Annotated in this window: 25 protein-coding genes and 1 pseudogene; 14 read left to right on the top strand and 12 right to left on the bottom strand. The window is 72.6% G+C overall.

The annotated features are described in order from the left end of the window. Positions 1-240: 240 nt before the first annotated feature. The 4 genes from V6U90_RS28550 to V6U90_RS28565 all read left to right on the top strand — a co-directional run bounded on the left by V6U90_RS28550 (position 241) and on the right by V6U90_RS28565 (position 2,675). The gene (locus tag V6U90_RS28550; RefSeq protein WP_334443159.1) at positions 241-1,272 is read left to right on the top strand and encodes a YihY/virulence factor BrkB family protein; all 1,032 of its coding nucleotides are present in this window, start codon (positions 241-243) and stop codon (positions 1,270-1,272) included. Between the two features lie 45 nt (positions 1,273-1,317). Then, positions 1,318-1,728, top strand: coding sequence for a DUF2795 domain-containing protein (locus V6U90_RS28555; protein WP_334443161.1), 411 nt, complete (start codon positions 1,318-1,320; stop codon positions 1,726-1,728). A 43-nt stretch (positions 1,729-1,771) separates the two neighbouring features. Further along, on the top strand, positions 1,772-2,233 hold the full coding sequence (locus V6U90_RS28560) for an SRPBCC family protein (RefSeq protein ID WP_334443164.1): 462 nt from the start codon (positions 1,772-1,774) through the stop codon (positions 2,231-2,233). Positions 2,234-2,417: 184 nt separating this feature from the next. Next, the gene (locus tag V6U90_RS28565; RefSeq protein ID WP_334443167.1) at positions 2,418-2,675 is read left to right on the top strand and encodes a hypothetical protein; all 258 of its coding nucleotides are present in this window, start codon (positions 2,418-2,420) and stop codon (positions 2,673-2,675) included. 23 nt (positions 2,676-2,698) lie between these two features. Here the strand turns inward: V6U90_RS28565 and V6U90_RS28570 are convergent, their stop codons facing one another. Continuing rightward, on the bottom strand, positions 2,699-3,898 hold the full coding sequence (locus tag V6U90_RS28570) for an MFS transporter (protein ID WP_334443169.1): 1,200 nt from the start codon (positions 3,896-3,898) through the stop codon (positions 2,699-2,701). A gap of 163 nt (positions 3,899-4,061) precedes the next feature. Between V6U90_RS28570 and V6U90_RS28575 the strand changes: the two genes are divergently transcribed. Continuing rightward, positions 4,062-4,274, top strand: coding sequence for a hypothetical protein (locus tag V6U90_RS28575; protein WP_334443172.1), 213 nt, complete (start codon positions 4,062-4,064; stop codon positions 4,272-4,274). A gap of 17 nt (positions 4,275-4,291) precedes the next feature. Here the strand turns inward: V6U90_RS28575 and V6U90_RS28580 are convergent, their stop codons facing one another. Beyond that, on the bottom strand, positions 4,292-4,741 hold the full coding sequence (locus tag V6U90_RS28580) for a hypothetical protein (RefSeq protein WP_334443175.1): 450 nt from the start codon (positions 4,739-4,741) through the stop codon (positions 4,292-4,294). A 158-nt stretch (positions 4,742-4,899) separates the two neighbouring features. On the opposite strand from V6U90_RS28580, the gene V6U90_RS28585 reads away from it, so the two are divergent. After that, positions 4,900-5,259, top strand: a complete 360-nt coding sequence (locus tag V6U90_RS28585) for a DUF6401 family natural product biosynthesis protein (protein ID WP_334443178.1) — start codon at positions 4,900-4,902, stop codon at positions 5,257-5,259. 160 nt (positions 5,260-5,419) lie between these two features. Here the strand turns inward: V6U90_RS28585 and V6U90_RS28590 are convergent, their stop codons facing one another. After that, the gene (locus tag V6U90_RS28590; protein WP_334443180.1) at positions 5,420-6,292 is read right to left on the bottom strand and encodes a mechanosensitive ion channel family protein; all 873 of its coding nucleotides are present in this window, start codon (positions 6,290-6,292) and stop codon (positions 5,420-5,422) included. 220 nt (positions 6,293-6,512) lie between these two features. On the opposite strand from V6U90_RS28590, the gene V6U90_RS28595 reads away from it, so the two are divergent. From V6U90_RS28595 to V6U90_RS28605, 3 genes are all read left to right on the top strand, one after another. Then, on the top strand, positions 6,513-8,639 hold the full coding sequence (locus tag V6U90_RS28595) for an ATP-binding SpoIIE family protein phosphatase (RefSeq protein WP_334443183.1): 2,127 nt from the start codon (positions 6,513-6,515) through the stop codon (positions 8,637-8,639). Between the two features lie 33 nt (positions 8,640-8,672). Beyond that, on the top strand, positions 8,673-9,350 hold the full coding sequence (locus V6U90_RS28600) for an HAD family hydrolase (protein WP_334443185.1): 678 nt from the start codon (positions 8,673-8,675) through the stop codon (positions 9,348-9,350). 111 nt (positions 9,351-9,461) lie between these two features. Beyond that, positions 9,462-10,778 (top strand): cation:proton antiporter, encoded by a 1,317-nt coding sequence (locus V6U90_RS28605; protein ID WP_334443188.1) that lies wholly within the window; start codon positions 9,462-9,464, stop codon positions 10,776-10,778. Here V6U90_RS28605 and V6U90_RS28610 read toward each other — a convergent pair. The 4 genes and pseudogenes from V6U90_RS28610 to V6U90_RS28625 form a co-directional block, all read right to left on the bottom strand. Then, on the bottom strand, positions 10,731-11,849 hold the full coding sequence (locus V6U90_RS28610; protein ID WP_334443191.1) for an anti-sigma factor RsbA family regulatory protein: 1,119 nt from the start codon (positions 11,847-11,849) through the stop codon (positions 10,731-10,733). The two genes, V6U90_RS28605 and V6U90_RS28610, sit on opposite strands and share 48 nt — an antisense overlap. A gap of 168 nt (positions 11,850-12,017) precedes the next feature. Continuing rightward, a complete protein-coding gene (locus V6U90_RS28615) occupies positions 12,018-12,986 on the bottom strand; it encodes an NAD(P)/FAD-dependent oxidoreductase (RefSeq protein ID WP_334443194.1) in 969 nt (322 codons plus the stop codon). Between the two features lie 120 nt (positions 12,987-13,106). After that, positions 13,107-13,613, bottom strand: a complete 507-nt coding sequence (locus tag V6U90_RS28620) for a metallophosphoesterase family protein (RefSeq protein WP_442933689.1) — start codon at positions 13,611-13,613, stop codon at positions 13,107-13,109. Positions 13,614-13,736: 123 nt separating this feature from the next. Further along, a pseudogene (locus tag V6U90_RS28625) lies at positions 13,737-14,393 on the bottom strand (SDR family oxidoreductase); the annotation flags it as partial. A gap of 329 nt (positions 14,394-14,722) precedes the next feature. Between V6U90_RS28625 and V6U90_RS28635 the strand changes: the two are divergent. Then, positions 14,723-15,307, top strand: coding sequence for a general stress protein (locus V6U90_RS28635; RefSeq protein ID WP_334443199.1), 585 nt, complete (start codon positions 14,723-14,725; stop codon positions 15,305-15,307). 177 nt (positions 15,308-15,484) lie between these two features. On the opposite strand, the gene V6U90_RS28640 is transcribed toward V6U90_RS28635, so the two are convergent. Next, entirely contained in the window at positions 15,485-16,015 is a 531-nt protein-coding gene (locus tag V6U90_RS28640) for a GNAT family N-acetyltransferase (protein WP_334443202.1), read from the bottom strand. Positions 16,016-16,189: 174 nt separating this feature from the next. On the opposite strand from V6U90_RS28640, the gene V6U90_RS28645 reads away from it, so the two are divergent. After that, on the top strand, positions 16,190-16,672 hold the full coding sequence (locus V6U90_RS28645) for a MarR family winged helix-turn-helix transcriptional regulator (RefSeq protein WP_334443205.1): 483 nt from the start codon (positions 16,190-16,192) through the stop codon (positions 16,670-16,672). A 10-nt stretch (positions 16,673-16,682) separates the two neighbouring features. After that, positions 16,683-17,666 (top strand): pirin family protein, encoded by a 984-nt coding sequence (locus tag V6U90_RS28650; protein ID WP_334443208.1) that lies wholly within the window; start codon positions 16,683-16,685, stop codon positions 17,664-17,666. A gap of 256 nt (positions 17,667-17,922) precedes the next feature. Here V6U90_RS28650 and V6U90_RS28655 read toward each other — a convergent pair whose 3' ends face one another. Then, the gene (locus V6U90_RS28655) at positions 17,923-18,051 is read right to left on the bottom strand and encodes a hypothetical protein (protein WP_334443211.1); all 129 of its coding nucleotides are present in this window, start codon (positions 18,049-18,051) and stop codon (positions 17,923-17,925) included. A gap of 148 nt (positions 18,052-18,199) precedes the next feature. Between V6U90_RS28655 and V6U90_RS28660 the strand changes: the two genes are divergently transcribed. Continuing rightward, entirely contained in the window at positions 18,200-19,789 is a 1,590-nt protein-coding gene (locus tag V6U90_RS28660) for a phospholipase D family protein (protein ID WP_334443224.1), read from the top strand. Positions 19,790-20,038: 249 nt separating this feature from the next. Then, a complete protein-coding gene (locus V6U90_RS28665; RefSeq protein WP_334443214.1) occupies positions 20,039-20,881 on the top strand; it encodes a SigB/SigF/SigG family RNA polymerase sigma factor in 843 nt (280 codons plus the stop codon). Between the two features lie 119 nt (positions 20,882-21,000). Here the strand turns inward: V6U90_RS28665 and V6U90_RS28670 are convergent, their stop codons facing one another. From V6U90_RS28670 to V6U90_RS28680, 3 genes are all read right to left on the bottom strand, one after another. Continuing rightward, complete coding sequence (locus V6U90_RS28670) at positions 21,001-21,732, bottom strand: class I SAM-dependent methyltransferase (RefSeq protein WP_334443217.1); 732 nt, start codon at positions 21,730-21,732, stop codon at positions 21,001-21,003. Positions 21,733-21,850: 118 nt separating this feature from the next. After that, the gene (locus V6U90_RS28675) at positions 21,851-22,435 is read right to left on the bottom strand and encodes a GNAT family N-acetyltransferase (RefSeq protein ID WP_334443219.1); all 585 of its coding nucleotides are present in this window, start codon (positions 22,433-22,435) and stop codon (positions 21,851-21,853) included. Next, positions 22,432-23,994, bottom strand: coding sequence for an APC family permease (locus tag V6U90_RS28680; protein WP_334443221.1), 1,563 nt, complete (start codon positions 23,992-23,994; stop codon positions 22,432-22,434). Before V6U90_RS28680 ends, V6U90_RS28675 begins: the two co-directional genes overlap by 4 nt. Positions 23,995-24,215: the final 221 nt, after the last annotated feature.

The raw sequence follows: 24,215 nt of genomic DNA on the forward strand, positions 1-24,215 counted from the left end.
GGACCTCACGTCCAGGCATGTCTCCTCCTCGTCCTCGCTGACGGCGTCCGCCCGCCCCGACCTGTCCGGTGGGAACGCCCCGACCCGTCCGGTGGGCCTGCGGCGACCGTCGCCTCGGATTGGTGCCGTACCCCGAAGCGTTCCCCCGGACGGAGTGGGACAAACCACCACCCGGGTTTGTCCGGACCGGGCCGGGGGTACCGACCGCGCCACGTAACGGCGGCGACGCAGGGAGCGGTCATGGCAGCGACGACGGAGCCGACGGCAGCCCGGTCCGGCGCGGCGACCCGACCGCCGGGCACCGGTTCCCGCTCCCCTGCGGCCGACGACGGACCGGGGGCGATCCCCGGCCGGCTACGTCAGCTCCGCTGGGCCACCTGGCGGGGGGTGGCCGTCCGCAGCGGCCGGAACTTCGTCCGGGACAACTGCGCCGACTGGGCCGCCGCGTTGACCTACTACGGCGTACTCGCCCTCTTCCCGTCCGCGATCGTGATCGTGGCGCTGGTCGGCCTGGTCTCGGACGGGCCCCAGACCATCGACACCATCACCGGGCTGGCCCGCGATGTCGGCGCAGGTTCGGTGATCGCCAACGACGGGGTGACCAGCGTGCTGGAGAACGTGGTCGACCAGCAGGAGTCCGCGCGGGTACTGCTCAGCTTCGGTCTGCTCGGCGCCCTGTGGTCCGCGTCCGGTTACGTCGGCGCCTTCACCCGGGCGTCCAACGCGATCTACGGCGTCGAGGAGGGCCGCCCGCTCTGGAAGCTGCGCCCGTTGCAACTCGGCCTGACCGCGGTGGCCCTGGTCCTGTTGGCCGTGGTGGCCACGGTGCTGATCGTCAGCGGCCCGGTCGCCGACGCCGTCGGTGACGCGCTGCGGCTGGGCACCGCACCCCGTACCGCCTGGACCGTGGTCAAGTGGCCGGCCCTGGTCGCCCTGATGATGCTGCTGCTGTCCCTGCTGTTCTGGATCGCCCCGAACGTCCGGCAGCCGAGGTTCCGCTGGCTGACCGTCGGCGGGGCGGTGGCCCTGCTCTCCTGGGCCCTGGTGACCTTCGGTTTCGGCCTGTACGTCGGCAACTTCGCCTCCTACGACGTGACGTACGGCAGCCTCGGTGCGGTCATCGCGTTCCTGGTCTGGCTCTACCTGTCCAACTGCGCCCTGATGTTCGGTGTCCAGATCAACGCCGAGGTGCAGCGGGGCCGGCTGCTCCAGAGCGGGGCCGAGGAGGTCGAGGAACCGGTGCTGGCACCGAAGGAACCCGCCGATCCGTGACGGAGCGGGCGTTTATCGGCATCCCCTGCGGGTAGCGCAACAGACATGGAACGTGGCAGCAGCAAGCACGGACCCCGGCTCGACGAGCAGATGAGCCAGGAGGTCAAGGGCGTGGTGCAGGGCACCGCCGGGTCCCGCGTCGACGAGTTCCGCCAGGCGGAACCCGCCGGCGAGGACCAGCCGGAGCCGACCACGGCGCCGGCGGGCGAGTTGCGTACCGGTGCCCCGAAGGGGATGAGCTCGGTCGACGTCGAGCAACGCAGCCGGTTGGGGCGCTACATCGGTCTCTCCGCGCTGCCCGGTGACCGGCAGACCCTGCTGCGCAACGCCGAGCAGAACGAGGCGCCGGCCGACATCCTCGCGGAGTTGCGTCGACTGCCCGACGGTACCGAGTTCCAGACGGTTTCCGAGGTGTGGGCCGCGCTCGGCCACAAGAACGAGACGAGCCGCTGGTGAGGTCGTATCCCGACCCTGCCCGGCACGAACAGGAGGAAGCCTGATGAGTGGTGTTACCGAACACGTCGATGTCGCCGTCCCGGTGCGGACCGCGTACGACCAGTGGACCCAGTTCGAGGAGTTCCCGCAGTTCATGGAGGGCGTGCAGGAGGTCCGGCAGCTCTCCGACACGATGACCCACTGGACGGTCGAGATCGGTGGGGTCAAGCGGGAGTTCGACGCGCAGATCACCGAGCAGCTGCCCGACGAGCGGGTGGCGTGGCGCTCCACCGAGGGCACCAGGCAGGCCGGCGTGGTGACCTTCCACCGGCTCGATCCGGAGCACACGCGGGTCACCCTCCAGTTGGAGTTCGAGCCGCACGGTGTGGTGGAGCAGGCCGGCGACAAGCTCGGCATCGTCGACCGCCGGGCCAAGGGCGACCTGGCGCGGTTCAAGAAGTTCATCGAGCGTCGCGGTCAGGAGACCGGCGCGTGGCGCGGCACGGTCGAGCGTCCGCAGCCCTGATCCCCCCGATTCCGTACCCGATGGCCGCCGGTGATCCGGCGGCCATCGCCGGTTGAACCGGGCCGCCGGCGTTCGGGCCGCCCGCCGGCCCTGCCGGCCAGTGCCCTTCGGGGCGGTCCGCCATCTCCTGCCGCTGTCCCCGGGGCGTTGTTTGGGCGCCGGGGACCGGGGTACCGCGAACGGTATGACCGACGACGACCGCGCCGTGTGGCGGAACGAGGAACGGCTGCCCCTCAGCGAACTGGAGCGGGCCGTGGCCACCTCCCCCGGCGACGGGCAGGTGGAGGATGTGACCGGCAACGAGGCCGGCGCCGAGGCGGCCTTCGGGCACGGACCGGCGGCGGCCGACGGGCGACCCGAGACCGCTGGGAAGGGCCGGGAGCCCACCGACGGGGACCGGGCGTACCGGCCGTCGACCACCGGGCGGACCGGGCCGCACTAGCGTGGCGCCGCCGGCGGCAGGGCTCAGCCGGCCGCCGGTCGGCGTGCCGAGGCCGCGTAGAGGCCGAGCAGGGCGACCGCGCAGATGACGAGCGCCGGCCCGAGCGCCTCCACCGAGGTACGGCTGAGCAGCACACCGAAGCCGGCCGGCAGCAGCGCACCGCCGAGGCCGGCGGCGCCGATCTGCAACCCGATGGTCCGGTCGGCGTGTACCGTACCGACCCGTTCCGCCGTGGTGAGGGTGAGCAGCGGGAAGACCGGCGCGGCGGCGAACCCGATGACGCCCAGTCCGAGGACCGCGACCCAGGCCGGCGCGGGTAGCGCCACCAGCACCGCGCCGAGCACCATGCCGGCCAGGCTGCCCCACAGGATCCGGGCGGTGCCGAGCCGTTCGGCGAGGACGCCCTGGACGACCCGGCCGACGAAGAGACTGCCCCAGTACCCGGACACGCAGAGACCGGCGACCGCCGGGGCGACGCCCCGCCCCTCGGTGAGCAGCAGGAACGCCCAGAGACCCGCCCCGGCCTCGATGGCCACGTAGAGCGCGAAGGCAACCACCCCGAGCCACACGGCGGGCAGGCGCAGGGTCGCGGAGATCTGGACCGGCCCGACCGGGGCGGCTGGGGTGTGCGCCGGACCGTCCCCGGTGGGGGCCGCCGGCCGTACCCAGGCCCGGACGGTCAGCGCGAAGGCCGTGGCGAGCAGCAGTTGGGCGGCGGCGACGGCGGCGTACCCCCACCGCCAGGCGAGGCCGAGGCTGAGCGCACCAGTCATGATCAACGGTCCGAGGGCGACGCCCAGGCCGAAGAACGCGTGCATCCAGTTCATGTGCCGGGGGCCGAAGGCACCGGCGGCGTACGCGTTGAGCCCCGAGTCGATGGCGCCGGAGCCGAGCCCGAGCACGAGGGCGCAGCCGACCATCAGGGCCAGCCCGGGCGACAGGGCGTACCCGGTCAGAGCGGTCGCGGCGAGGACGGTGCTGCCGGCGAGCAGCCAACCGACGCCGAGCCGGCTGATGGTGAACCCGGCCGCCACACTGGAGAGGAGGTACCCGGTCGTCCCGGCGGTCAGCACGAACCCGACCGCCGCGGTGGGTACCCCGAAGTCGGCGCGGATCGACGGCCAGCCGACCCCGATCAGCCCGTCGGGCAGGCCGAGACTGACGAAGGCCAGGTAGGCCAGCAGAAGCAGGCCAGCACGGGGAGCGGGTACCGGGTGGGACATGTGCTCCGATCCTGCCCTATCGGCTGCCCCGCGCCTACCCTGTGTCCCGGTGGGCAGAGCCACAGATCCGGGGGCTCCCGACCGGCTGCCGAACCGGACAGGTCAGGCACAATGGGCCGATCGGCTGACGGCAACCCGCCGGATCGCGCGCAAGACTTTCGGGATGCGCCAAAGCTCCGGTTTCCTCTCCGCACGGCAGCGTCGGTACGCCTGGTTGGGCTTCCTGCTCGCCGCACTCCAGGCCCCCGTCTCCGCCCTGCTGGCCTCGGACGACTCGTGGCTGTTCAGCGTGGTGGTCGCCGTGATGGTGGCCGTCGTGATCATCGCGGACGACGCCGCCCGGCAGCGCCCGGCGGACGCCCGCTCCGGCGAGTAGCCCCGGCGCGGGCGGGTTCAGCCCTCCCCCACCGGTCGGGCCTCGTGCCCGGGGCGGCCCCGGCTGCGCCGGCGTTCCTTCATCTCCGCTTCGAACAGGTGTCGTCGACCGCCGACCAGCTCGTCCCGGGCGCGGGCGTCGAGGGCGCGGAACAGCGCGTAGTACCCGTCGTCGAAGTCCTCGACGATCTGGAACGTCCAGCGACCGGCGATCACGTTCCGGCCGAGCAGGTCCCCGGCCACCGCGTCCGCGAGCGGGTGGTGGCCGGCCTCCCGGAGCAGTTCCACCGCCTCGTCCAGCATCAGGTCCGCGTGTCCGATCAGCTGGTGCAGGGAGTACAGGTGGCCACGGGCCCGTTCGACGGTCTCCAGCGCCTCACTGAGCTTGCCGAGCGCGGCGACGGTCCGGTCGCTCACCCCGACCGGGCGGCGGTGCCGCTGGTCCGGGCCGTCCTCGTCCTGCGCCATGTCGGTCCCCTGTCATCCTCGTCACGGCTGGCCCTGGAGTACTGCCCCGCCCCGCGCGGGGGTAACCCGATCCGTCGCGGCGGGCCGCCGGCCGGTCGTCCGACCTCACCCGACCGGCCGAGGTCGACGGGCGTTACGCCTGGCTACTCTCGGTCCCCATGCGCCTGCCCTTCTCCGCCGGTGCGGCCCCGTCGGCGTCAGCCGGGCCGCACTCCGTACTCGCGTCGTTGCTCGCCTCGGTGGGTTCCGCCGGTCTCGCCGCCGCTGCCGCGACTCCTGGGCTGCTCGCGCTGGTCGACCAGCACGCGGCGGCGGTCCGGGACAGCCTCGACGGTGACGTGTGGCCGTTGACCCGGGTCGGGCTGGCCGGTTACGCCGAGGGGGTGCGTGACGCGGCCCGCGACCACGGATGGCAGCCGCCGTCCGGCCCGGTGGACTGGTCCGCCGTCGACGACTGGGTGCTGGTCCGGCTGCTGGCCGTCTGTCTCCTGGCCGAGCAGCTACCCGCCGGCCGCTGACCGGCGGCACGCGGCGCCGCCCAGGACGCCCGGCAGTCGGCCTACCCGTCCCCGGCCAAAGCGGAGACAACCCGGGCCGCCCACCCCGTCCCGGCCGGAGCGGAGACAAACCGGGCGCCCGCCGGATCACCGGCGGGCGCCTCGGTTCATCATCAGGGACTCAGCGTTCCGGCGGGCGCATCTGCTCCGACCCGCTGCCCGACTGGTACGTCCTGGTGCCGCCCCGGCCGGACATCGCCGACTCCTGGACCCGGGGCATGGCCTGGGTGCGTTCCGCACCGGTCCGGTCGGCCATCTGCCGGTTGACGTCGCCCCGCCCGGCCGCCTGGGCCTGCCGGTGCGACTTGATCGCCTCGGACTCGCGGGCGGCCCGGTCCAACCAGCCGTCCCAGCGGGACTGCATGGGCTTCACCAGACCACCACCCACGCCGACGATCAGGATGCCGGCGACGGTGGCGAGCACCGCGACGAGGACCGGCGTGGTGACCGTGGTGGCGATGCCGACCTGGTTCAACGCGGCGATCACACCGAGCGCCAGGACGAAGATCGACGCGATGTCGCCCAGGACCCGACCGTAGGAGAGGCCGCCCAGGGCACCGGTGACCAGGTCCCGGACCGCACTGGCGATGGCGGCGGCCACCACCACGATCACGATCGCCACGAAGGCGCGTGGTAGCCATGCCACCACACCGCTGATCAGGTCACTGATCGCGTTCGGACCCCAGACGCCGAACGCGAACTGCAACGTGAACAGCAGGACGGCGTAGTACGCCAGTCTGGCCAGGATGTCGCTGGCGTCGTACTTTGTCTGCTCCAGCGCCCGGCCGACGCCGCCGCGTTCGACCGCCCGGTCGAACCCGACCCGTTCCAGTGCCGCGTCGACCACCTTGAGCACCGCACGGGCGATGATCCAGCCGATCACGAGAATGGCGATGAACGCGATCGCGCGCGGCACGAAGAGCAGCACACTGCGCCACATGTCGCTGACCGCGTTTCCGATGTCGACCTGCCCGGCCGCGAGGGTTTTCGTCATGATGTCCCTCCTGTCACCTGGTTGCCGCCGGGCGCATACCCGATCGTCAGCGACCAACCCCTGACCTGCCGTTCTGGTTTTCCGACATCGACCGCCACCCGGCCCGAACAGGGCCGATCCGGTCGCGGTCCGGCCAGCGGATCTCCGGCCGGGTACCCGTGGACGGCAGCCGTCAGCCAAGATCCATACGCTGCGGGAGCGGTCCCGATAGGCTGCTGCCATGCCAGGCACGGTCGGGCGAGTCCCCACTCCGTCAGCGCCGGTATCCGGCGCCCCCACCGCTTCGGATGCCGCCGCGCTCGTCCTGCACCACCCGTGGGCGGACACCCCGCTCGGTCCGCCGGAAGGCTGGGATCCGGCGCTGCGCGCGGTGGTCGACCTGATGCTCGGTTCACCGGTGCCGATGGCGCTCAGCTACGGCGACGACCTGGTGCTCATCTACAACGACGGGTACGCCGAGCTGATCGGCAGCAAACACCCGGCCGCCTTCGGCCGCCCCAGCGCCGAGGTCCTCGCGGAGTTGTGGGGCGTCTCCGGCATCGGCGACGTCATCGGACGGGTCTACCGGCTGGGCGAGCCGTTCCTGGAGAAGGAGACCACCCTGCCGGTCTCCCGGACCGGCACCGGAATCATCGAACAGGCCGTCTTCACCCGGGGCTACTCGGCGGTGCGGGACAGCGGCGGCGGCATCGTCGGCGTACTCACCATCGCCGCCGAGACCACCCAGGTGACCGAGCAGTTGCAGAGCCTCAGCGAGCTGGCCTCCGCGCTGTCCGGCACGTTGACCCTGGACGATGTGGCCCGGGTGTCGCTGCGCTACGCGCTGAACTCGTTCGACGCCGACCAGGTCAGCTTCGCGGTGGACGACGGGCCGGGCTGGCGGGCGGTCCGGCGGGTCCGGGGCGAACTGTTGGACGAGGCCGACGAGCGGCTGCCACCGCTGTGGCGGCGCTGGCCGGCCGATGCCGGCACCCCGATGACGGTGACCGCCGAGACCGGGCGGCCGTCCTTCACCCCGGACGGGCAGCCCCTGCTGGCGACGGCGGTGGACCGGCACGACCAGAAGGTCCGCGCCCTGGCCGCCCTGCCGCTGCGCACCTCCTCGCTGCGCGGCGCGCTGACCGTGGCGTACCAGGAGGCGCACCCGTGGACCGCGGCCGAGCGGGCCCTGCTGGCCGCCTCGGCCGAACTCGTCGCCCAGGCCGCCGAGCGGGCCCGCCGCTTCGAGAACCAGCACGGTACGGCGCAACTGCTGCAACGGAGCATGCTGCCGGAGCACCTGCCCGACCTGCCCCGGCTGCGCGTCGCCGCCCGCTACGACCCGGGCGTGGACGGCAACGCCGCCGGGGGTGACTTCTACGACGCGTTCCTGATGCCCGGCGGCGGGCTCGGCATCGTCCTCGGCGACGTGGCGGGGCACGACGTGCAGGCCGCCGCGCGGATGGGTCAGGTACGCGCCGCCCTGCGGGCGCTGGCCCTGAGCCAGCCGCAGCCGGACGCCGTGCTCACCGGCCTGGACCGGTTGGTGGGCAGCCTCGGTACGGAGGGACGCACCGACGAACTCTTCGTCACCGTGATCTTCGGCGTGATCGAGCCGGACCGGGAGCTGATGACCCTGGCCAGCGCCGGTCACCCCGCCCCGCTGCTGCGCCGCTGCCCGCCCGGCGGTGATCCGGTGGCCGAGTACCTGGAGATCCCCACCGGTCCGCCGCTGGGCCTGGGCGGGGTGCGGACCAGCACCAGCGTTCCCTTCTCCCCCGGTGACACCTTGCTGCTCTACAGCGACGGGGTGATCGAACGTCGCCGGCAGAGCCTGGCCGCCGGGCTGACCGACCTGGCCACCGCGGTCGCCGGGGCGGCCAGCGGCGACCCCCGGGCACTCTGTGCGGTCGCCACGGCGGCCGTCGCCGGTGCCACCGAGGACGACGTCGCCGTCCTCGCCGTCGAGCACGTGCTGACCCCGAGCCGGTCGGCCAGCATGGAGGTACCGGCCGAGCCGACCGCGCCGAGCCGGGTCCGGCACTGGATGAGTGCCCAACTCGCCGCCTGGCAGGTACCCGAGCAGGTGATCGGCGCGGCGGTGCTCTGCACCAGCGAGCTGACCACCAACGCCCTGCTGCACGCCGGTACCGCCGCCCGGGTGGAGATCGACCTCAGCCCCGAGCGGCTGCTCGTCTCGGTGTCCGACAGCGGTACCCGGGGCACGGTGACCCGGGCCCAGACCGACACGCTGAGCAGCCGGGGCCGGGGGCTGGGGCTGATCGAGGAGCTGAGCGACGCCTGGGGGACCGACCCGACGGTACGCGGCTCGACGGTCTGGTTCGAGATGCTCATCCCCGACGAGTGAGTCACCGTACCGCCACCGGGTAAGGCCCACCGCATGCGGATCCAGAACGAGGCCGGGGTGCTCCTCGACATCGACGGCACCCTGGTGGACACCACCTATCTGCACACGGTGAGCTGGTGGGAGGCGCTGCGGCAGGCCGGCCACGACGTACCGATGGCGCTGATCCACCGGTCCATCGGGATGGGCTCGGACAAGCTCCTGGACCACCTGCTCGGCGCGGACCGGGACCGCTCCGGCGACCACGGGATACGCGACACCCACGACCGGCACTTCGCCGGGTTCTGGCCCCGCCTGCGTCCCCTGCCCGGGGCCGCCGAACTGCTGCGGGCCTGCGCCGCCCGGGGGCTGCGGGTGGTGCTGGCCTCCTCGGCGGCCGAGCACGAACTGGCCGCGCTGCGGGCGGCCCTGGCCGCGGACGACGTGATCGACGTGGTCACCTCCGCCGGCGACGCCGGGGAGAGCAAGCCCGCCCCGGACATCCTGACGGTCGCCCTGGAGCGGTCCGGCCTGGATCCGGCCCGGGTCGTGTTCGTCGGGGACTCGGTCTGGGACGTGGTCGCCGCCGGCCGGCTGGGCATCCGGTGCATCGGCCTGACCTGTGGCGGCACCGGCCGGGCCGAGCTGACCGGGGCGGGTGCCGTGGCGGTCCACGACGACCCGGCGGCGCTGCTGGCCGTCCTCGACGACTCCCCCATCGGCGGGCTCGGCTGATCTCTGGAAAGGGATTCACTTCACTGTCACCCGGACGCTTGACGGGATCCCGCGCAGGGAAACGCTAGGCACCACCTGCCGCACGGCGGGCCGTTCGGAGGGTGGGGTGGCGTGGAGCCGGTGGATGTGGCGTTCGCTCTGGTCGGCGTGGGGGCGCTGCTGGCCGGGATCCTGCCGAGGGTGCTGGAGTACCGCCCGCTGTCCATGCCGATCGCCTTCCTGGCGCTGGGCATGGCGGTGTGGCTGCTGCCGATCGGGCTGCCCGACCCGGACCCGCTGAGGTACCCCGACATCGCCACCCACCTGACCGAGATCGGGGTGATCGTCGCCCTGATGGGCGCCGGCCTCAAGATCGACCGCCCGCTGGGGCGACGGCGCTGGTCGTCGACCTGGCGGTTGCTGGCCATCGCGATGCCGCTGAGTATCGCGGCGGTCGCCCTGCTCGGCTGGGCGTGGGCCGGGCTGGTACCGGCCGCCGCCCTGCTGCTCGCCGCCGCGCTCGCCCCCACCGACCCGGTCCTCGCCGCGGACGTCCAGGTCGGTGAGCCCACCGACGTGGAGGACTCCGAGGACGAGGTGCGCTTCGCGCTGACCAGCGAGGCCGGCCTCAACGACGGGTTGGCCTTTCCGTTCGTCTACGCGGCGATCGCCATCGCGACGACCAGCCTCGCCCCCGGTGACTGGTTCGGCCGCTGGCTGACCGTCGACGTGCTCTACAAGGTGGGCATGGGCGTGGCGGGCGGGCTCCTGATCGGCTGGCTGCTCGGCAAGCTGTTCTTCCGCGCCCCGTCCGAGCTGCGGCTGGCCCGGCACGCCGAGGGGTTCCTCGCCCTGGCCGCCACATTCCTGTCGTACGGCCTGGTGGAGGTGGCCGGCGGCTACGGCTTCCTGGCGGTGTTCTGCGCGGCGCGGGCGATCCGGGCGGCCGAACGGTCCCACGAGTTCCACAACGTGCTGCACGACTTCGCGGAGCAGGTCGAGCGGCTGCTCACCGTACTGCTGCTGCTGCTCTTCGGTGGCGCCGTGGTCGGTGGCCTGCTGGCCCCGCTGACCTGGCAGGCGGCACTGGTCGGCCTGGCCCTGCTCTTCGTCCTCCGGCCGTTGTTCGGCTGGCTCTCGCTGCGCGGGGCACCCGGACGGCCCGCCGAGCACTGGGTGATCTCGTTCTTCGGCATCCGGGGCGTCGGCTCGTTCTACTACCTCGCCTATGCCACCGCCAAGGCGGACTTCCCCCAGGCCGACCTGGTGTGGGCAACCGTGGGTCTGGTGGTCATCGTGTCGGTGGTGCTGCACGGCATCGCCGCCACCCCGGTGATGCAGCTGCTGGACCGGGCCGGCCAGCGGACGGGCGAATGGACCGCCGGAGGGACCGGTGGTCCGTCAGCCGGGCGGGGCGAGCGCCAGCCCGCCCTCGGCGGCGCCGGCTGACCCCGGAGCAGACCCGGCGGGGGCAGGCACCGGCCGGGCGGGGACAGGTGCGGGTTGGGCGGGGACAGGTGCGGGTTGGGCGGGGACAGGTGCGGGTTGGGCAGACGCGGGCACGGGCCGGGCGGCGCCGGGGCGGTCCAGATGCAGCCGGATCGTCGTCGACCCCTCGTCGGTGTGGATGTCGACCAGGTCGCAGAGGTGGTTGACCAGGACCAGCCCACGACCCCGGTCGCTGCGGTGCGAGGGCGGTATCCGGCCGGCGAGCCGATCGGTCAGCACGCTGGCGCCGGTGACCTCGCAGACAAGGGCCGCCGGCTCGACCCACACCCGAAGCGTTGCCGGGGTGGCCGCGCGGGTGAGCGCGTTGGTGGCCAGCTCGGTGACCGCGATCCGCAGGTCGTCGACCCGGTCCGCGGGCAGACCGGCCTCGGCCGCGGTCGCGGCCACCAGTGCCCGGGCGGCGGAGAGGCCGGTGGCGTCGAACCGCAGGCTGGCGACCGGGCCGTCGGGCTCGACCAACGGGCGGTTGAACCCGTCGACGACCACCTCCGGCGCGGTGTAGTGCGGGCTGGCCGTGCGGACCCCGTTCCGGACCAGCACCGGATGGGTACGGGCCGCGTCGGTCAGGGCGACCTCGCCGAGCCCGACCGTGTCGTACGGGCAGAGGATCGCGGCGGGCCGGTCGACGAAGGCCACGTTGATCAGCGCCTCGTGCTGCACACAGCGGGGGTACTCGGCCGCTGACCGCCCCGGCCAGATCGGCTCCCCGACGATGCGGACCACCCGGTCGCGGTGGCGGTCGAGGAAGGCGTGCAGCACCCCGGGGATGATCCGGCCGGGGTTGCGACCCGCCTCGGTCATGTCGACGAAGGTGACCGGGGCGTCCGCGCCGACCAGGGGACGGACCAGGTCGAACCGGTGGCCGGGCACCGCGACCAGGACCGGTTCGGCGGCGGCCAGCCCGGCGGCGATGAACTCGCCGACCCTGGCGGCGTAGTCGCTCTCCCCCGCGTAGAACAGGGCCTCGTGCCGCAGCCCTCCGGGTGACGACCCACCCCGGTCAGCGCTCATACCGACACTGCTGATCGCCCACCGGCCACGTCACGATGACCCACCTCCACCCCGCACGATACTTCCCCGGTTCGGCGGGTGGCAGGTCGAGATCGCCCACCCGACTCTGCGTACCGACAGCCCCGTCGGAGCGGTTCGCCCCGGCGTCTCCGGGCTCGGTGGCCGGGGTCAGCCGGCGGTGACGCCGAGCCGGTCCGCGATCGCCCGGCCGAGGGCCCGCCCCGACAACCACGCGGTCTGTACCCGGGCCGCGCCGAAGGCGTCCCCGGCCAGGCCGATGCCGTCGTCGTCGAGGTGGTACGCCCCGTCGGCCCTGGTCTCCGGTCGGGCGTACGTCCACCGGTGCACGTGGGTGTGCACCGCCGGCTCGGGTAGTCCCAGCAGATCCCGTACCGCCTGCTCGACCGCCGGACCGGCCGCCGTCGGCTGGGGCAGGTGCTGCCCGGCGAACCCGGCCGTGGTGTGCGCCACCAGCACCGGCGCGCCGTCTCCCCGCCGGTCCCCGTCGTCGCAGACGGTGGTGAGCAACGGATGGTCGTTGACGAACGCCCCGGCGAAGTCCACCCAGCAGCGACACGGGAAGTGCAGGACGGCGGTGAGCGCCGGAAGCCAGCGCTGCGCCTGCACCGCCCGGGTCGCCGCCGCCAGGGCGGGGTCGAGCAGCCATGCGGCCTGCGGCGCCGGCATCGCCAGCGCCACCGCACCGACCGGCTCGCCATCCACCGACGGCCCCGGCCCCACCGTGGTCACCAGGCGGTCGGTGACCACCGGCAGGCCGGCGGCCAGATCCTCCAGCAGGGAGCGCAGGCCACGGGGTGCCGCCCAGCGCATCGGGCCGGTGACCGTCCGCCGCCCGTCGGCACCGTAGGAGACGAAGGTGTCGGTCCACTCCCGGGCCAGCCCGGCCGCCCGCCAGCGCTCCACCACCTCGCCGAAGTCCGGATCGCTGACCGTGAAGTAGGCCGCACCGATGTCGGCGGGGCGCCCGTCGAACCGTTTGCTGGCCATCCGGCCGCCCGGTACCCGGCCGCGTTCCCGGACCTGCACCGGGATGCCGGCGTCGACCAGCGCCCGGGCACAGGCCAGGCCGGAGATACCCGCGCCCACCACCACGGCTCCGGCCCGCTCAGCACTCATCGGATGATCGTATCGGCCCCCATCGGGCGATCCGGGGCATGTGCCCGGTGCCGGTCGTCGAGGTGAGGTCACCACCCCCGACCGGTGTACCGAGCGGGGGCGGTGAGCGTACCGGGTGGCTCAGGACCGGGCCGGGCGCGGCGGGAGCCGGTGCAGCTCGACCCGGTCGAGCCGCCCCGCGGCGACCCGGGCGGTCAGGAAGGTGGCGTACGGCTGCGCCCGCCGGTCGGTCGGCGAACCGGGATTGAGCAGACGCAGGCCACCCGGGGCAACACTGTCCCAGGGGATGTGCGAGTGGCCGAAGACGAGCAGGTCGCAGTCGCCGAAGGTCCGGGCGCACCGCTCCTCCCGGCCGGTACGCGGGCCGGTCTCGTGCACCACCGCCAGTTTCAGCCCGGCCACCTCGGCCCGGGCCACCTCGGGCAGCCTGGCCCGCAGCGCGGGACCGTCGTTGTTGCCGTGGACCCCGATCAGCCATCGGGACCGTTCGGTCAGGCGATCGAGCAGGTCCTCCTCGACCCAGTCCCCGGCATGCACCACCACGTCGGCGCTCCCGATCGCCTGCCAGAGCGGTTCGGGCAGGTCACGGGCCCGCTTGGGCACATGGGTGTCGGCCGTGACAACCATCAGCACGTCCTCGATTCTCGCCGCCGACCGGCCCCGCACCGTCCGGCTTCACCCTGAACGGCACCTGCAAGGAAGGGCCCCTTCTTATCGCTTTCGGTATAGGAAGGGGCCCTTCCTAACACCTCAGGCGCCCTGGCCCTGGTTCTGCATCAGCCCACCGTCCATGACGTACGTCGATCCGGTCACGTAGTCCGCGTCCGCGCTGGCCAGGAAGACCGCCAGCCGGCCGATCTCCTCGGGCTCGGCGGCCCGCTTCCACGGGATGCTCTGCACCTGCTCCGCCAGGTACTGCGGATCGTCGATGGCCTGCTGGTTGAACGGGGTGAGGACCATCCCCGGAGCGATGTTGTTGACGTTGATCCCCATCGGGGCCACCTCCAGGGCGAGGCTCTTGGTCAGGTTCCGCAGCGCGCCCTTGCTGGTGTCGTAGTCGGTCCCCCCGGCCCGGGGTACCTCCTGGTGCACGGAGGTGATGTTGATGATCTTCCCCTTGCCGCCCTGGTCCCGGCGGTGCCGGACGAACCGGCGGCAGCAGAAGAACGCCCCGTAGACGTTGGTACGGATCGCCCGGTCCCAGGTCTCGGTGTCCAGGTCGATCACCGGCGTACCGGAGGCGTCCACCCCGGCGTCGTTCATCAGGATGTCGAGCCGGCCGAACTCGGCCAGCGCCCGGTCGAACATGGCGTCGACCTGGTCCTCGTCGGTGATGTCGCCCTGTACGACGACCGCCCGCCGGCCGGCCTGCTCGATCTGCTCCCGGGTGTGTTCCGCGCCGTCGTGGGTGGTACGGGCGGTTTCCTGCCGGCCGGTACGCCTCGTGGTCCGTACCGACCGGGTCGTGCGGTCGGGTCGACCGCCGCCCGAACACCGCAGGGGCGTCGAACCGGGCAGGACACCACCAGTCGACGGTGCCGGCCAGGTCCACCAGTGCGGCGCTCCGACCGTCGGCGAGGAACCCGTGGTCGCTGATCCGTCCGGTCTCCCGACCGGAGTCCGGGATGGTCCGCATGCCGGTGCCTACCCGGTGACGCCGAGCAGCAACCGTCGATCGCCCCGGTTACCCGTCGCCCGGACCGGGAACGCGGCGGGTTGAGGCGAAGGAGGCGACCATGACCAGACCCTCGACACCGACTGCCGCCTGGCAGCCGGGCAGGACCAGCGGCAGCAACCTGCCGAGCGGTCCGGCGGGACGGCCGGCCGCGCCCAGTGGCGACGGCAACGGCCCCCCGCCGGGGCGCCCGACGGTCACCATCGGCACGTACCCGGACTATCCGTCGGCGCAACGGGCCGTCGACCATCTCGCGGACAACCGCTTCCCGGTGGAGAGCACGGCCATCGTGGGTACCGACCTGACCCTGGTGGAGACGGTGCTGGGTCGGATGACCACCGGCCGTGCAGCCCTGGCCGGCGCCGGTACCGGTGCCTGGTTCGGTCTCTTCATCGGGCTGCTCTTCGGCATCTTCACCGCCGGCAACTGGATCGCGGTGATCCTGGTCGGCCTGGTGATCGGTGCGATCTGGGGGGCGGTGTTCGGCGCGATAGCCCATGCGATGACCGGTGGGCAGCGGGACTTCACCTCGGCGAGTTCGCTGCGGGCGAGCCAGTACGCGGTCACCGTGGATGCCGACCTCGCGGACGAGGCGCGCCAGATCATGGGTCGACTGACCCTGCCGCAGGCGGCCGGCCGCCGCTGAGCCGCGCGACCCGGGGTCCGTGGTACCGGCCCGGTGACACAACTCCGGTACCCGCCGGGTACGTCCCGGCCGCACGCATGTCCGGTACCCGCCGGGGGACGCCCCCGGCGGGTACCGCCTCAGATGGATCGGGCGGGCCCGCCGGCGTTCACCGGGGCGGGACGGCTGACGGACGATTCAGGCGTCGGTGACGAGCCGGGCGTGCAGATGCTCGTCGTACCGGCGCCCGTCGCCGTACCGGTACGACTCCCGCAGCGTGCCCTCCGCCGGGTATCCGGCACGCTCGGCCACCCGGCAGGAGGCGGCGTTGGGTACCGCGTGGCAGAGTTCGATCCGGTGCAGGCCGAACTGCGGGAACGCCCAGGCGGTGACCACCTGCACGGCCCGGGTGGCGACCGCCTGCCCCCGGGCTGCCGGGACCGTCCAGTACCCGATCGAGGCGTCCCCGGCGTGGATCCGGTGCAGCGACACCGAGCCGAGCAGCAGCCCGTCCTCGGGCCGGCACACCGCGAACGACGCGTGGTCGCCGTCCGACCAGTCGGCGCGGCGACGGATCCAGTCCAGGGCGCCGGGGAGATCGGTGCCCCCGGGGGACGGGTTCCACTGGGCGATTTCCGGATCACGCAGGGCGGCGAGCACGGCGTGCGCGTCGTCGACCCGCCAGGGTCGCAGCAGCAGTTTGGCCCGGGACAACTCGACAGGTACCACGGTCGGGCAGTCTGGCCGGTCCCCCGTACGGCCGCACCCGCATTTCCGCGCGGCCACCCACCGGAGTCCGGTCCGTTCAAGGTTGAAGGACATGCCCGTATCGAAGTAGAACGGCGCCGACAGGGAGAGCGGCGCCACATTGCTTAAAATTTGAAAGAGAGCTACTCTCGGAACGTGACCGAGAGCCTCGACCCCATCCGACTCGCCTGCTGGCGCAGCTACATCGAGTCGAGCCAGCTCCTGCTCACCCAGCTCGAGGACGAGCTGCGGGGCAGCAGCGAGCTGAGCTTCGCCGACTACCACGTGCTGGTGCTGCTCTCCGAGGCACCGGGCCAACGCCTCCGGATGGGCGAGCTGGCCAGCCGGCTGATCTTTTCGCCCAGCCGCCTGACGTACCAGATCTCCTCGATGCAGCGGCGCGGCCTGGTCTCCCGGGAGTCCTGCCCGGCCGACCGGCGCGGCAGCGAGGCGGTGCTGACGGCGGCCGGGCTGCTCGCCCTGCGCGAGGCCGCGCCGCACCACCTGCGCTCGGTCCGCGCCCACCTGATGGACGACCTCGACGACGCCGAGGTCGCCTGCCTCACCCGGGTCTTCGATCGGCTCGATCGACGACTCCGGGCCGTGCGGGACGCGTCGTCCGCCACTTCGAAAAGTTAGGGAGTACGCCATGCCCGCGATCACCGTCGACAACGTCCTCGTCCTGCCCCGCCTGCCGCAGCTGGACGAGACGACCACCTACCGCCCGGTCACCCAGATCACCACCGCCCCCGGCGGCTACGAGGGCGAGGGCTTCCCGGTCCGCCGGGCCTTCGCCGGGGTGCCGATGCACCAGCTCGACCCGTTCCTGCACCTCGACCAGATGGGTGAGGTCGACTACGCCCCGGGTGAGCCGAAGGGCACCCCGTGGCACCCGCACCGGGGGTTCGAGACCGTCACCTACATGATCGACGGGATCATGGACCACCAGGATTCCAACGGTGGCGGCGGGACGATCACCAACGGCGACACCCAGTGGATGACCGCCGGCAGCGGGCTGCTGCACATCGAGGCCCCGCCGGAGCACCTGGTGGTCAGCGGTGGGCTGTTCCACGGCCTGCAGCTCTGGGTGAACCTGCCCAAGGCGCTCAAGATGACCACACCTCGGTACCAGGACATCCGGGGCCGGGAATCGGGCCTGCTCACCACGCCGGACGGCGGTGCCCTGATCCGGGTCATCGCCGGTGAGGTGGCCGGGCACCAGGGGCCGGGTTCGACGCACACCCCGATCACCATCACCCACGTGACGGTGCAGCCCGGGGCCCAGGTCGACCTGCCCTGGCGGCCGGACTTCAACGCCCTGGTCTACGTGCTCGGCGGGCGCGGTACGGTCGGCGTCGACCAGCGACCGATCCACACCGGGCAGCTCGCCGTGCACGGCGCCGGTGACGCGTTGCGGATCCGGGCCGACGAGCGGCAGGAGAGCCGTACCCCGGCGCTGGATCTCTACATCATGGGTGGCGAGCCCATCCGGGAGCCGGTGGCGCACTACGGCCCGTTCGTGATGAACACCCGTGACGAGCTGATCCAGGCGTTCGAGGACTACCAGGCCGGCCGGCTCGGTGTCATCCCCGCCGCCCGCGTGCCGCACACCGATGGTGACGACACGCTCTGATCCACCCGCTCTGATCCACCCGCTCTGATCCACCCGCTCTGATCCACCCGCTCTGATCCACCCGCTCTGATCCACCCGCTCTGATCCACCCGCTCTGATCCACCCGCTCTGATCCACCTCGGCGCGATCTTGCACTTTCGGTCGACTTCCTGCCGGTTTCGGCCCGGATGTCGGTCCGGAGGTGCAAGATCGCGCTAGGCGGTCGAGGAAAGGTGGAAGGTCGGGGAACGACAGGGTCGACCGGTAGGGGATCACGTCAGGAGACGGCGAAGATCCCCGCCAGGCCGAGCACCACCATCACCAGTACGGCGACCAGTGCGCCGCGCTCGTTCTCCACCACCGGCTGGTCGCGGTACTCCTCGGGATCTGTCGACTCGACGGGCATGTACGGGCCTCCTCGGTGTCTTCGACCCGGGCCGGGGATCCGGCCGGGTGGGATGCCGGCGACCACGTCACAGGGGGTGCGTGCCGGCGTGCGGACTTCGTCGGGCGGTCCTACGGTGAGGACGTTCGTCGACCTCGGAGGGCTGGACGTGGTGATCCGTGAGTGGTTCCTCACCGCACCGGAGCGCGCCAACCCGGTCTCCGAGTTACCCGTCTGGACCAGCGGAAACCTTGCCGAACCGGTAATTCACGGTGCCGCCTACTTCGACCGCCTGGTCCGCGAGGTGGAGGCCCTCACCGAGGGCGACCATCTCCTCTTCACCGACTGGCGCGGCGACCCGGACCAGCGGATGCGCCCGGACGGGCCGACCGTCGCGGAACTGTTCAGCCGGGCCGCACAGCGCGGCGTGGTGGTCAAGGGCCTGATCTGGCGCTCACACCTGGACCTGTTGCAGTACAGCGAGACGGAGAACCGCAACCTCGCCGAGTCGATCTCCGCTGCCGGCGGTGAGGTGCTGCTGGACCAGCGGGTCCGGCGGGGCGGGTCGCACCACCAGAAACTGGTCGTGTTGCGGCATCCACGGCAACCGGAACGCGACATCGCCTTCGCCGGCGGGATCGACCTGTGCCACAGCCGCCGGGACGACGCCGATCATGCCGGCGACCCGCAGGCGGTGCGGATGTCCCCCCGGTACGGCGACCGCCCACCCTGGCACGACGTGCAACTGGCCCTGCGCGGGCCGGTGGTGGGCGCACTCGATCGGACCTTCCGGGAACGCTGGACCGATCCGACGCCGCTGGACTCGGAGAACCCGATCGCCTACCTACGGGACCGGCTCCGCAGATCGGACCTCCGCGCTGATCCGCTGCCGCCGCAACCACCCGACCCGCCGCCGTGCGGTCCGCACCACGTCCAGGTCCTGCGGACCTACCCGGCGGTCCGCCCCCGCTATCCGTTCGCGCCGCAGGGCGAGCGGACCGTGGCCCGGGGTTACACCAAGGCGATCCGCCGGGCCCGGCGGTTGATCTACCTGGAGGACCAGTACCTCTGGTCCACCGAGGTGGCCAGACTCTTCGCCGACGCGTTGCGCGACAACCCGGACCTGCACCTGGTCGCCGTGGTACCCCGGTACCCGGACGTGGACGGCCGGCTGGCCCTGCCGCCGAACATGGTGGGTCGGGAGCAGGCGCTACAGGTCTGCCAGGAGGCGGCCGGCGACCGGGTGCACGTCTTCGACGTCGAGAACCGCGCGGGTGACCCGGTCTACGTACACGCCAAGGTCTGCGTGGTCGACGACGTCTGGGCGAGCATCGGCAGCGACAACTTCAACCGGCGGTCCTGGACCCACGACAGCGAACTCTCCTGCGCGGTGCTCGACGACACCCTCGACGGTCGGGAGCCGGCGGACCCGGCCGGACTGGGCGACGGCGCCCGACGCCACGCCCGCGAGTTGCGGCTGCGGCTGTGGCGTGAGCACCTGGACCGGCCGGTGGACGGCAGCGGGGACGACGACCTGCTCGACCCGGCGCGCGCGGTCCGGGCGATCGAGGAGAGCGCGGGGGCGTTGCAGACGTGGTACGACGGCGGCCAGCGTGGCCCCCGCCCACCGGGCCGGCTCCGGCCGCACCGCCCGGAGCGGCTGCGGTGGTGGAACCGGCTCTGGGCGCTGCCGGTCTACCACCTGGTGTACGACCCGGATGGCCGCCCGCTGCGCGCTCGCCGGGGCGGCACCTGGTAACCGGGCCCCGCCCACCCAACTGACACCATCCGGCCGTGACACGCGCTCGCGGCCTCGGCGACACTCTTTTCACGAAACTTCCCAGAAATATGTCCCGATATGCAGGCCAAAGTCCTCTTTGCACATCAGTCGTTCGGCTAGCTTTCCTCAACCTGATCGGGTTAAGGTGATGCTCTGAACGGGCTACCTGAACATAAACCGAAGCGTCACGTCTTTTTGTTCGCGGACGAGGTGCAGGGAGGACCACCCATGACCGCGCCAACGATCACCGAGCAGAACCCAGCGACAACCGGGCAGACCGCCACGCCGGCTCCGGTCGCCAAGCTGGACCCGAACGCGCTCACCGACAGCGCCACCGATCTGCTGCAGGCCATGGCCGCGCTGCCCGCCAACCACCCGTCCCGCGCCGCCCTGCGCGACAAGGCCATCGAGGCCTGGCTGCCGCTGGTCAACCACCTGGCGCACCGCTACAGCGGGCGGGGCGAACCCACCGACGACCTGATGCAGACCGCTGCCGTCGGCCTGATCAAGGCCATCGACAAGTTCGACCCGAGCCGGGGTGTCGACTTCGCCGGCTACGCGATCCCGACCATCATCGGCGAGCTCAAGCGGCACTTCCGGGACCGTACCTGGGACATCCGGGTCCCCCGCCGCCTGCAGGAACTGCGGCTCAGCATCTCCGAGGCGAACAGCTCGCTCCTGCAGACCCTCGGCCGCTCCCCCACGGTCGCCGACATCGCCGCCCACCTCAAGATCACTGAGGAGGAGGTGCTGGAGGGCCTGGAGGGCGCCCGCGCGTACAACGCCGTCTCGCTCTCCACGCCGACCGGGGACGGCGAGCGGGCCACCGAGCTGGGCGACATGCTCGGCGGCGAGGACGGCGAGTTCGAGCTGGCCGAGCTGCGCGTCGCGCTCGGCCCGGCGCTCGCCACCCTGGACGAGCGGGAGCAGAAGATCCTCACCCTGCGCTTCTACGGCAACCTGACCCAGTCCCAGATCGCCGAGCAGATCGGCGTCTCCCAGATGCACGTGTCCCGCCTGCTGGCGCGGGCACTGACGAAGCTGCGGGGGCAGCTCGCCGAGACCTACTGAGGGGTGGATGATGCGGTGGCCGGGTCGGCGGGCCCGGCCACCGCGCTGTCCGGCCCCGGACTGCTCTACCGCCGGGGCCCAGCCACCGCGCTGTCCGGCCCCATGCTCTCCCGCCGGGGTCAGCGCAGAACGAGCAGGTCGAGGGGCTCCACCACCGGGCCACGGTGGCTGGGGGCTGCCTGCCACATCCGGTCCAGGCCGTCCCGGTACTCGTCGTCGGAGATGAGCAGCAGCGGTGAGTGCGCCTGCCGACGCAGCCCGGCCGCGACGACCCGCAGGTTCGGGGCGATCACCTGCCGCACCGGCTCCAGCTCCACCTGTTTGAAGCCGACCTCGGCGAAGGCCGCACAGACCTGCTCGACGCTGGGGAAGCGCTCCTCCACCACCTTCAGCGCCGCCGGGAAATAGCGGAACAGGGTCACCTCCGCCGCCCGGCCGGGGAAGACCGAACGGATCAGGACCGGGGCCCCGGGACGGAGCACCCGGCGCAGCTCGGCGGCGGCCGAGGCCAGATCCGGCAGGTGCTGCACCACGCTGGAGAGCCAGGCCGCGTCCACGCTGTCCGCCGCGAGCGGCAACGCGTCCGCGTCGCCGGCCAGCATGACCGGGTACGTCGAGTACGACCGCATCGGTCCGGACGGCTCGACGGCCACCACCTCGACGCCGTACCAGTCGACGAAGGCCCGGGCCCACAGGCCGGTACCGGCCCCCAGGTCGAGCACCCGCTGTCCCGGTCGCGGTGCCAGATGCCGCTCGATCGCGGCCCGCCAGTGCGGCAACCCGCCCCGGGACAGGTACCGGTTCGCCGCGTACGCCGCGGCGTTCTCGTCGTCGTAGGCGATCAGTGCCATGCTCCCACCACACCGCAGGCCGGCACGCTCGTCAATGCGATCTGTCGGGTGTTAGGAAGGGGCCCCGCTTATCGCTTCCGGTAGGTAAAGGGCCCCTTCCTAACACCTGCGGGGTGGCCTACCGCGGCTCCCGCCACATCGGGTGGAACGGCGTACCGTCCGGCAGCCGGAACGGCTCCCGGGGCACGTAGCCGTGCCGGGCGTAGAGATCCCGGCTCTGTTCGTTGCTCGCCTCCAGATAGGCCGGTACGCCGAACGCGTCGAGCCAGCGGTGATGGTGGTCGAGCAGCGCGGTACCCAGACCGGCGCCCTGGCGGTGCGGGGCGACCGCCAGGAAGGCCAGGTGGTGGTGCGCGTCGTGCGGGTGGCTCGCCTCGAACAACCCGTCCAGCACCCGGAACCGGGGGGTGTACTCCCCGCAGGCCGCTTCGAGCCGCCGGTCGTAGTCCTCCGGAGGCGGGGTCGGCTCCCCCGTCTGGGGCAGCCAGACGGACATTGCCGCCCGGTCCCCGGTGGCGTACACCAGCCCGTGACGCAACGCGTGGTCGGCCAGGATCTCGAAGTTGCCGGCCAGCACCGCCACGCGCCGGGCCTCCTCGGGTACCAGCCAGGCCACCGCGGCGAGCGGGGCGAAGGCGGTGGCGATCAGTTCGGCGACCGGGCGTGCCTCGTCCGGGCCGACCCGTTCGATCCGCGGGCTCACTGTGCTCCCCCCTGCCCCGCCGGGGCGTACGGGCCGGCCACCGACGGGGTGATCGCGGCGAACGGGCTCTCCGCACCGAGGCCGATCCGGGCGTACACGTCCGGACGGCGTCGCCGCAGCACGACTGCCCAGAGCGCACCGACCAGCGCGGCGAACGGGAAGGTGCCGGGGACGAGCCAACGCAGCGGGTCGTCCGGCGGGACCCCGAGCAGCGTGGCGAAGTTCGCCACCGCGATGGTCGCCACCGTGACCAGCGCGGCGGCGGCCACGGCCGGGGCGACGATCCGCCGCCAGGCGTTCTCCCCGTCCGGCCGGCGGGCGAAGAAGACGATGACCGCCAGGGAGGTGCTGGTGATCAGCAGCAGCACCCCGAAGGCTCCGGCGGCGCCCGCCCAGTAGAAGAGCTGGACGACCGGGTCCCAGCCGGCGACGGCGTACAGACCGATGACGCACAGACCGAGGGTGCTCTGCGCGACGTATGCCGTTCGGGGGGCGCCGGTACGGGGCGAGGTCTGGCCGAACACGGCGGGCAGCACCCGTTCCCGGCCGAGCGCGAAGGCGTACCGGGACGTGGTGTTGTGGAACGAGATCATCGCGGCCAGCAGCGAGGTCAGGAAGAGTGCCTGGCCGATGGTGACGGCGGTCGGCCCGAGGTGGCTGCCGGCGAAGGTGAAGATGAGTTCCACGCTCTGGGCACGGGCGACGTCGGCGATCCGGTCCGCGCCGGCCGCCACCGTCATCGTCCACGCGGAGAGCGCGTAGACCGCCGCGATGATCGCGACCGACAGGTACGTGGCCCTTGGTACCGTCCGCTCCGGATCCCTGCTCTCCTCGCTGAACACCACCGCCGACTCGAAGCCGACGAACCCGGTCATCGCGGTGACCAGCAGCGCCCCGGCGCCGGGGACGAGGAGGTTCTCCGGGCTGAGGGTGGCGAAGCTGACCGTTCCCCCGGCGGGGTGGAGCAGTTGCCCGGCGTCGAAGACCAGGATCACCAGGATCTCACCGATCAGCAGCACCGCGAGCACCATGCCGTTGATCTCCACCCGGAGCAGCCCGAGCACGGCGACCAGCGCCCAGGCGCAGAGCGCCACGACCCACCAGACGGGTTCGACGCCGGTCAGACGGCCGAGGACCGGGCTGGCGGCGGCCCCGACCGCACCGTAGAGGCCCACCTGGAGCAGGTTGTAGGCGATCAGCGCCACCCAGGCGGCACCGACCCCGGCGGGTCGGCCGATGCCCTGGCTGATGTACGCGTAGAAGGCCCCGGCGTTGGCCACCCGCCGGGCCATCGCGACGTACCCGACGCTGAAGACGGCCAGCACGGCCGCGACCACCAGGAAGGCCAACGGGATGCCGGTGATGCCGGTGACCCCGTACGCGGTGGTGATCACACCGGCGACCACGGTGAGCGGCGCGGCGGCCGAGAGCACGAAGAAGATCACCGACGGTACGCCGAGCCGGCCTCTGGCCAGGGTCGATGAGACGTTGCTCGGCCGGCGGTACCCCGCAGGCGGTGCGGGGTCCGTGGGGGCCGGTGTCGGCGCTGCGGGTGTCATCAGGCTGCTCCCGAGGGGGTGAGGGGGCGGACCGGCGGACGAGGGGGACGTACGACGGGGTGAGGGTGGACCGGCGGAGTGGCGCCGGTCAGGGGGCGGACCGGCGGATCGGGGCCGCCGCCGTCCGGCGGCAGCCGCCGCGTCGCGAAACAGGCCCGGCGTCGCGAAACAGGCCCGGCGTCGCGAAACAGGCCCGGCGTCGCGAAACAGGCCCGGCGTCG

The organism is Micromonospora sp. CPCC 206060 (assembly GCF_036906895.1).
Classification (GTDB): Bacteria; Actinomycetota; Actinomycetes; order Mycobacteriales; family Micromonosporaceae; genus Micromonospora.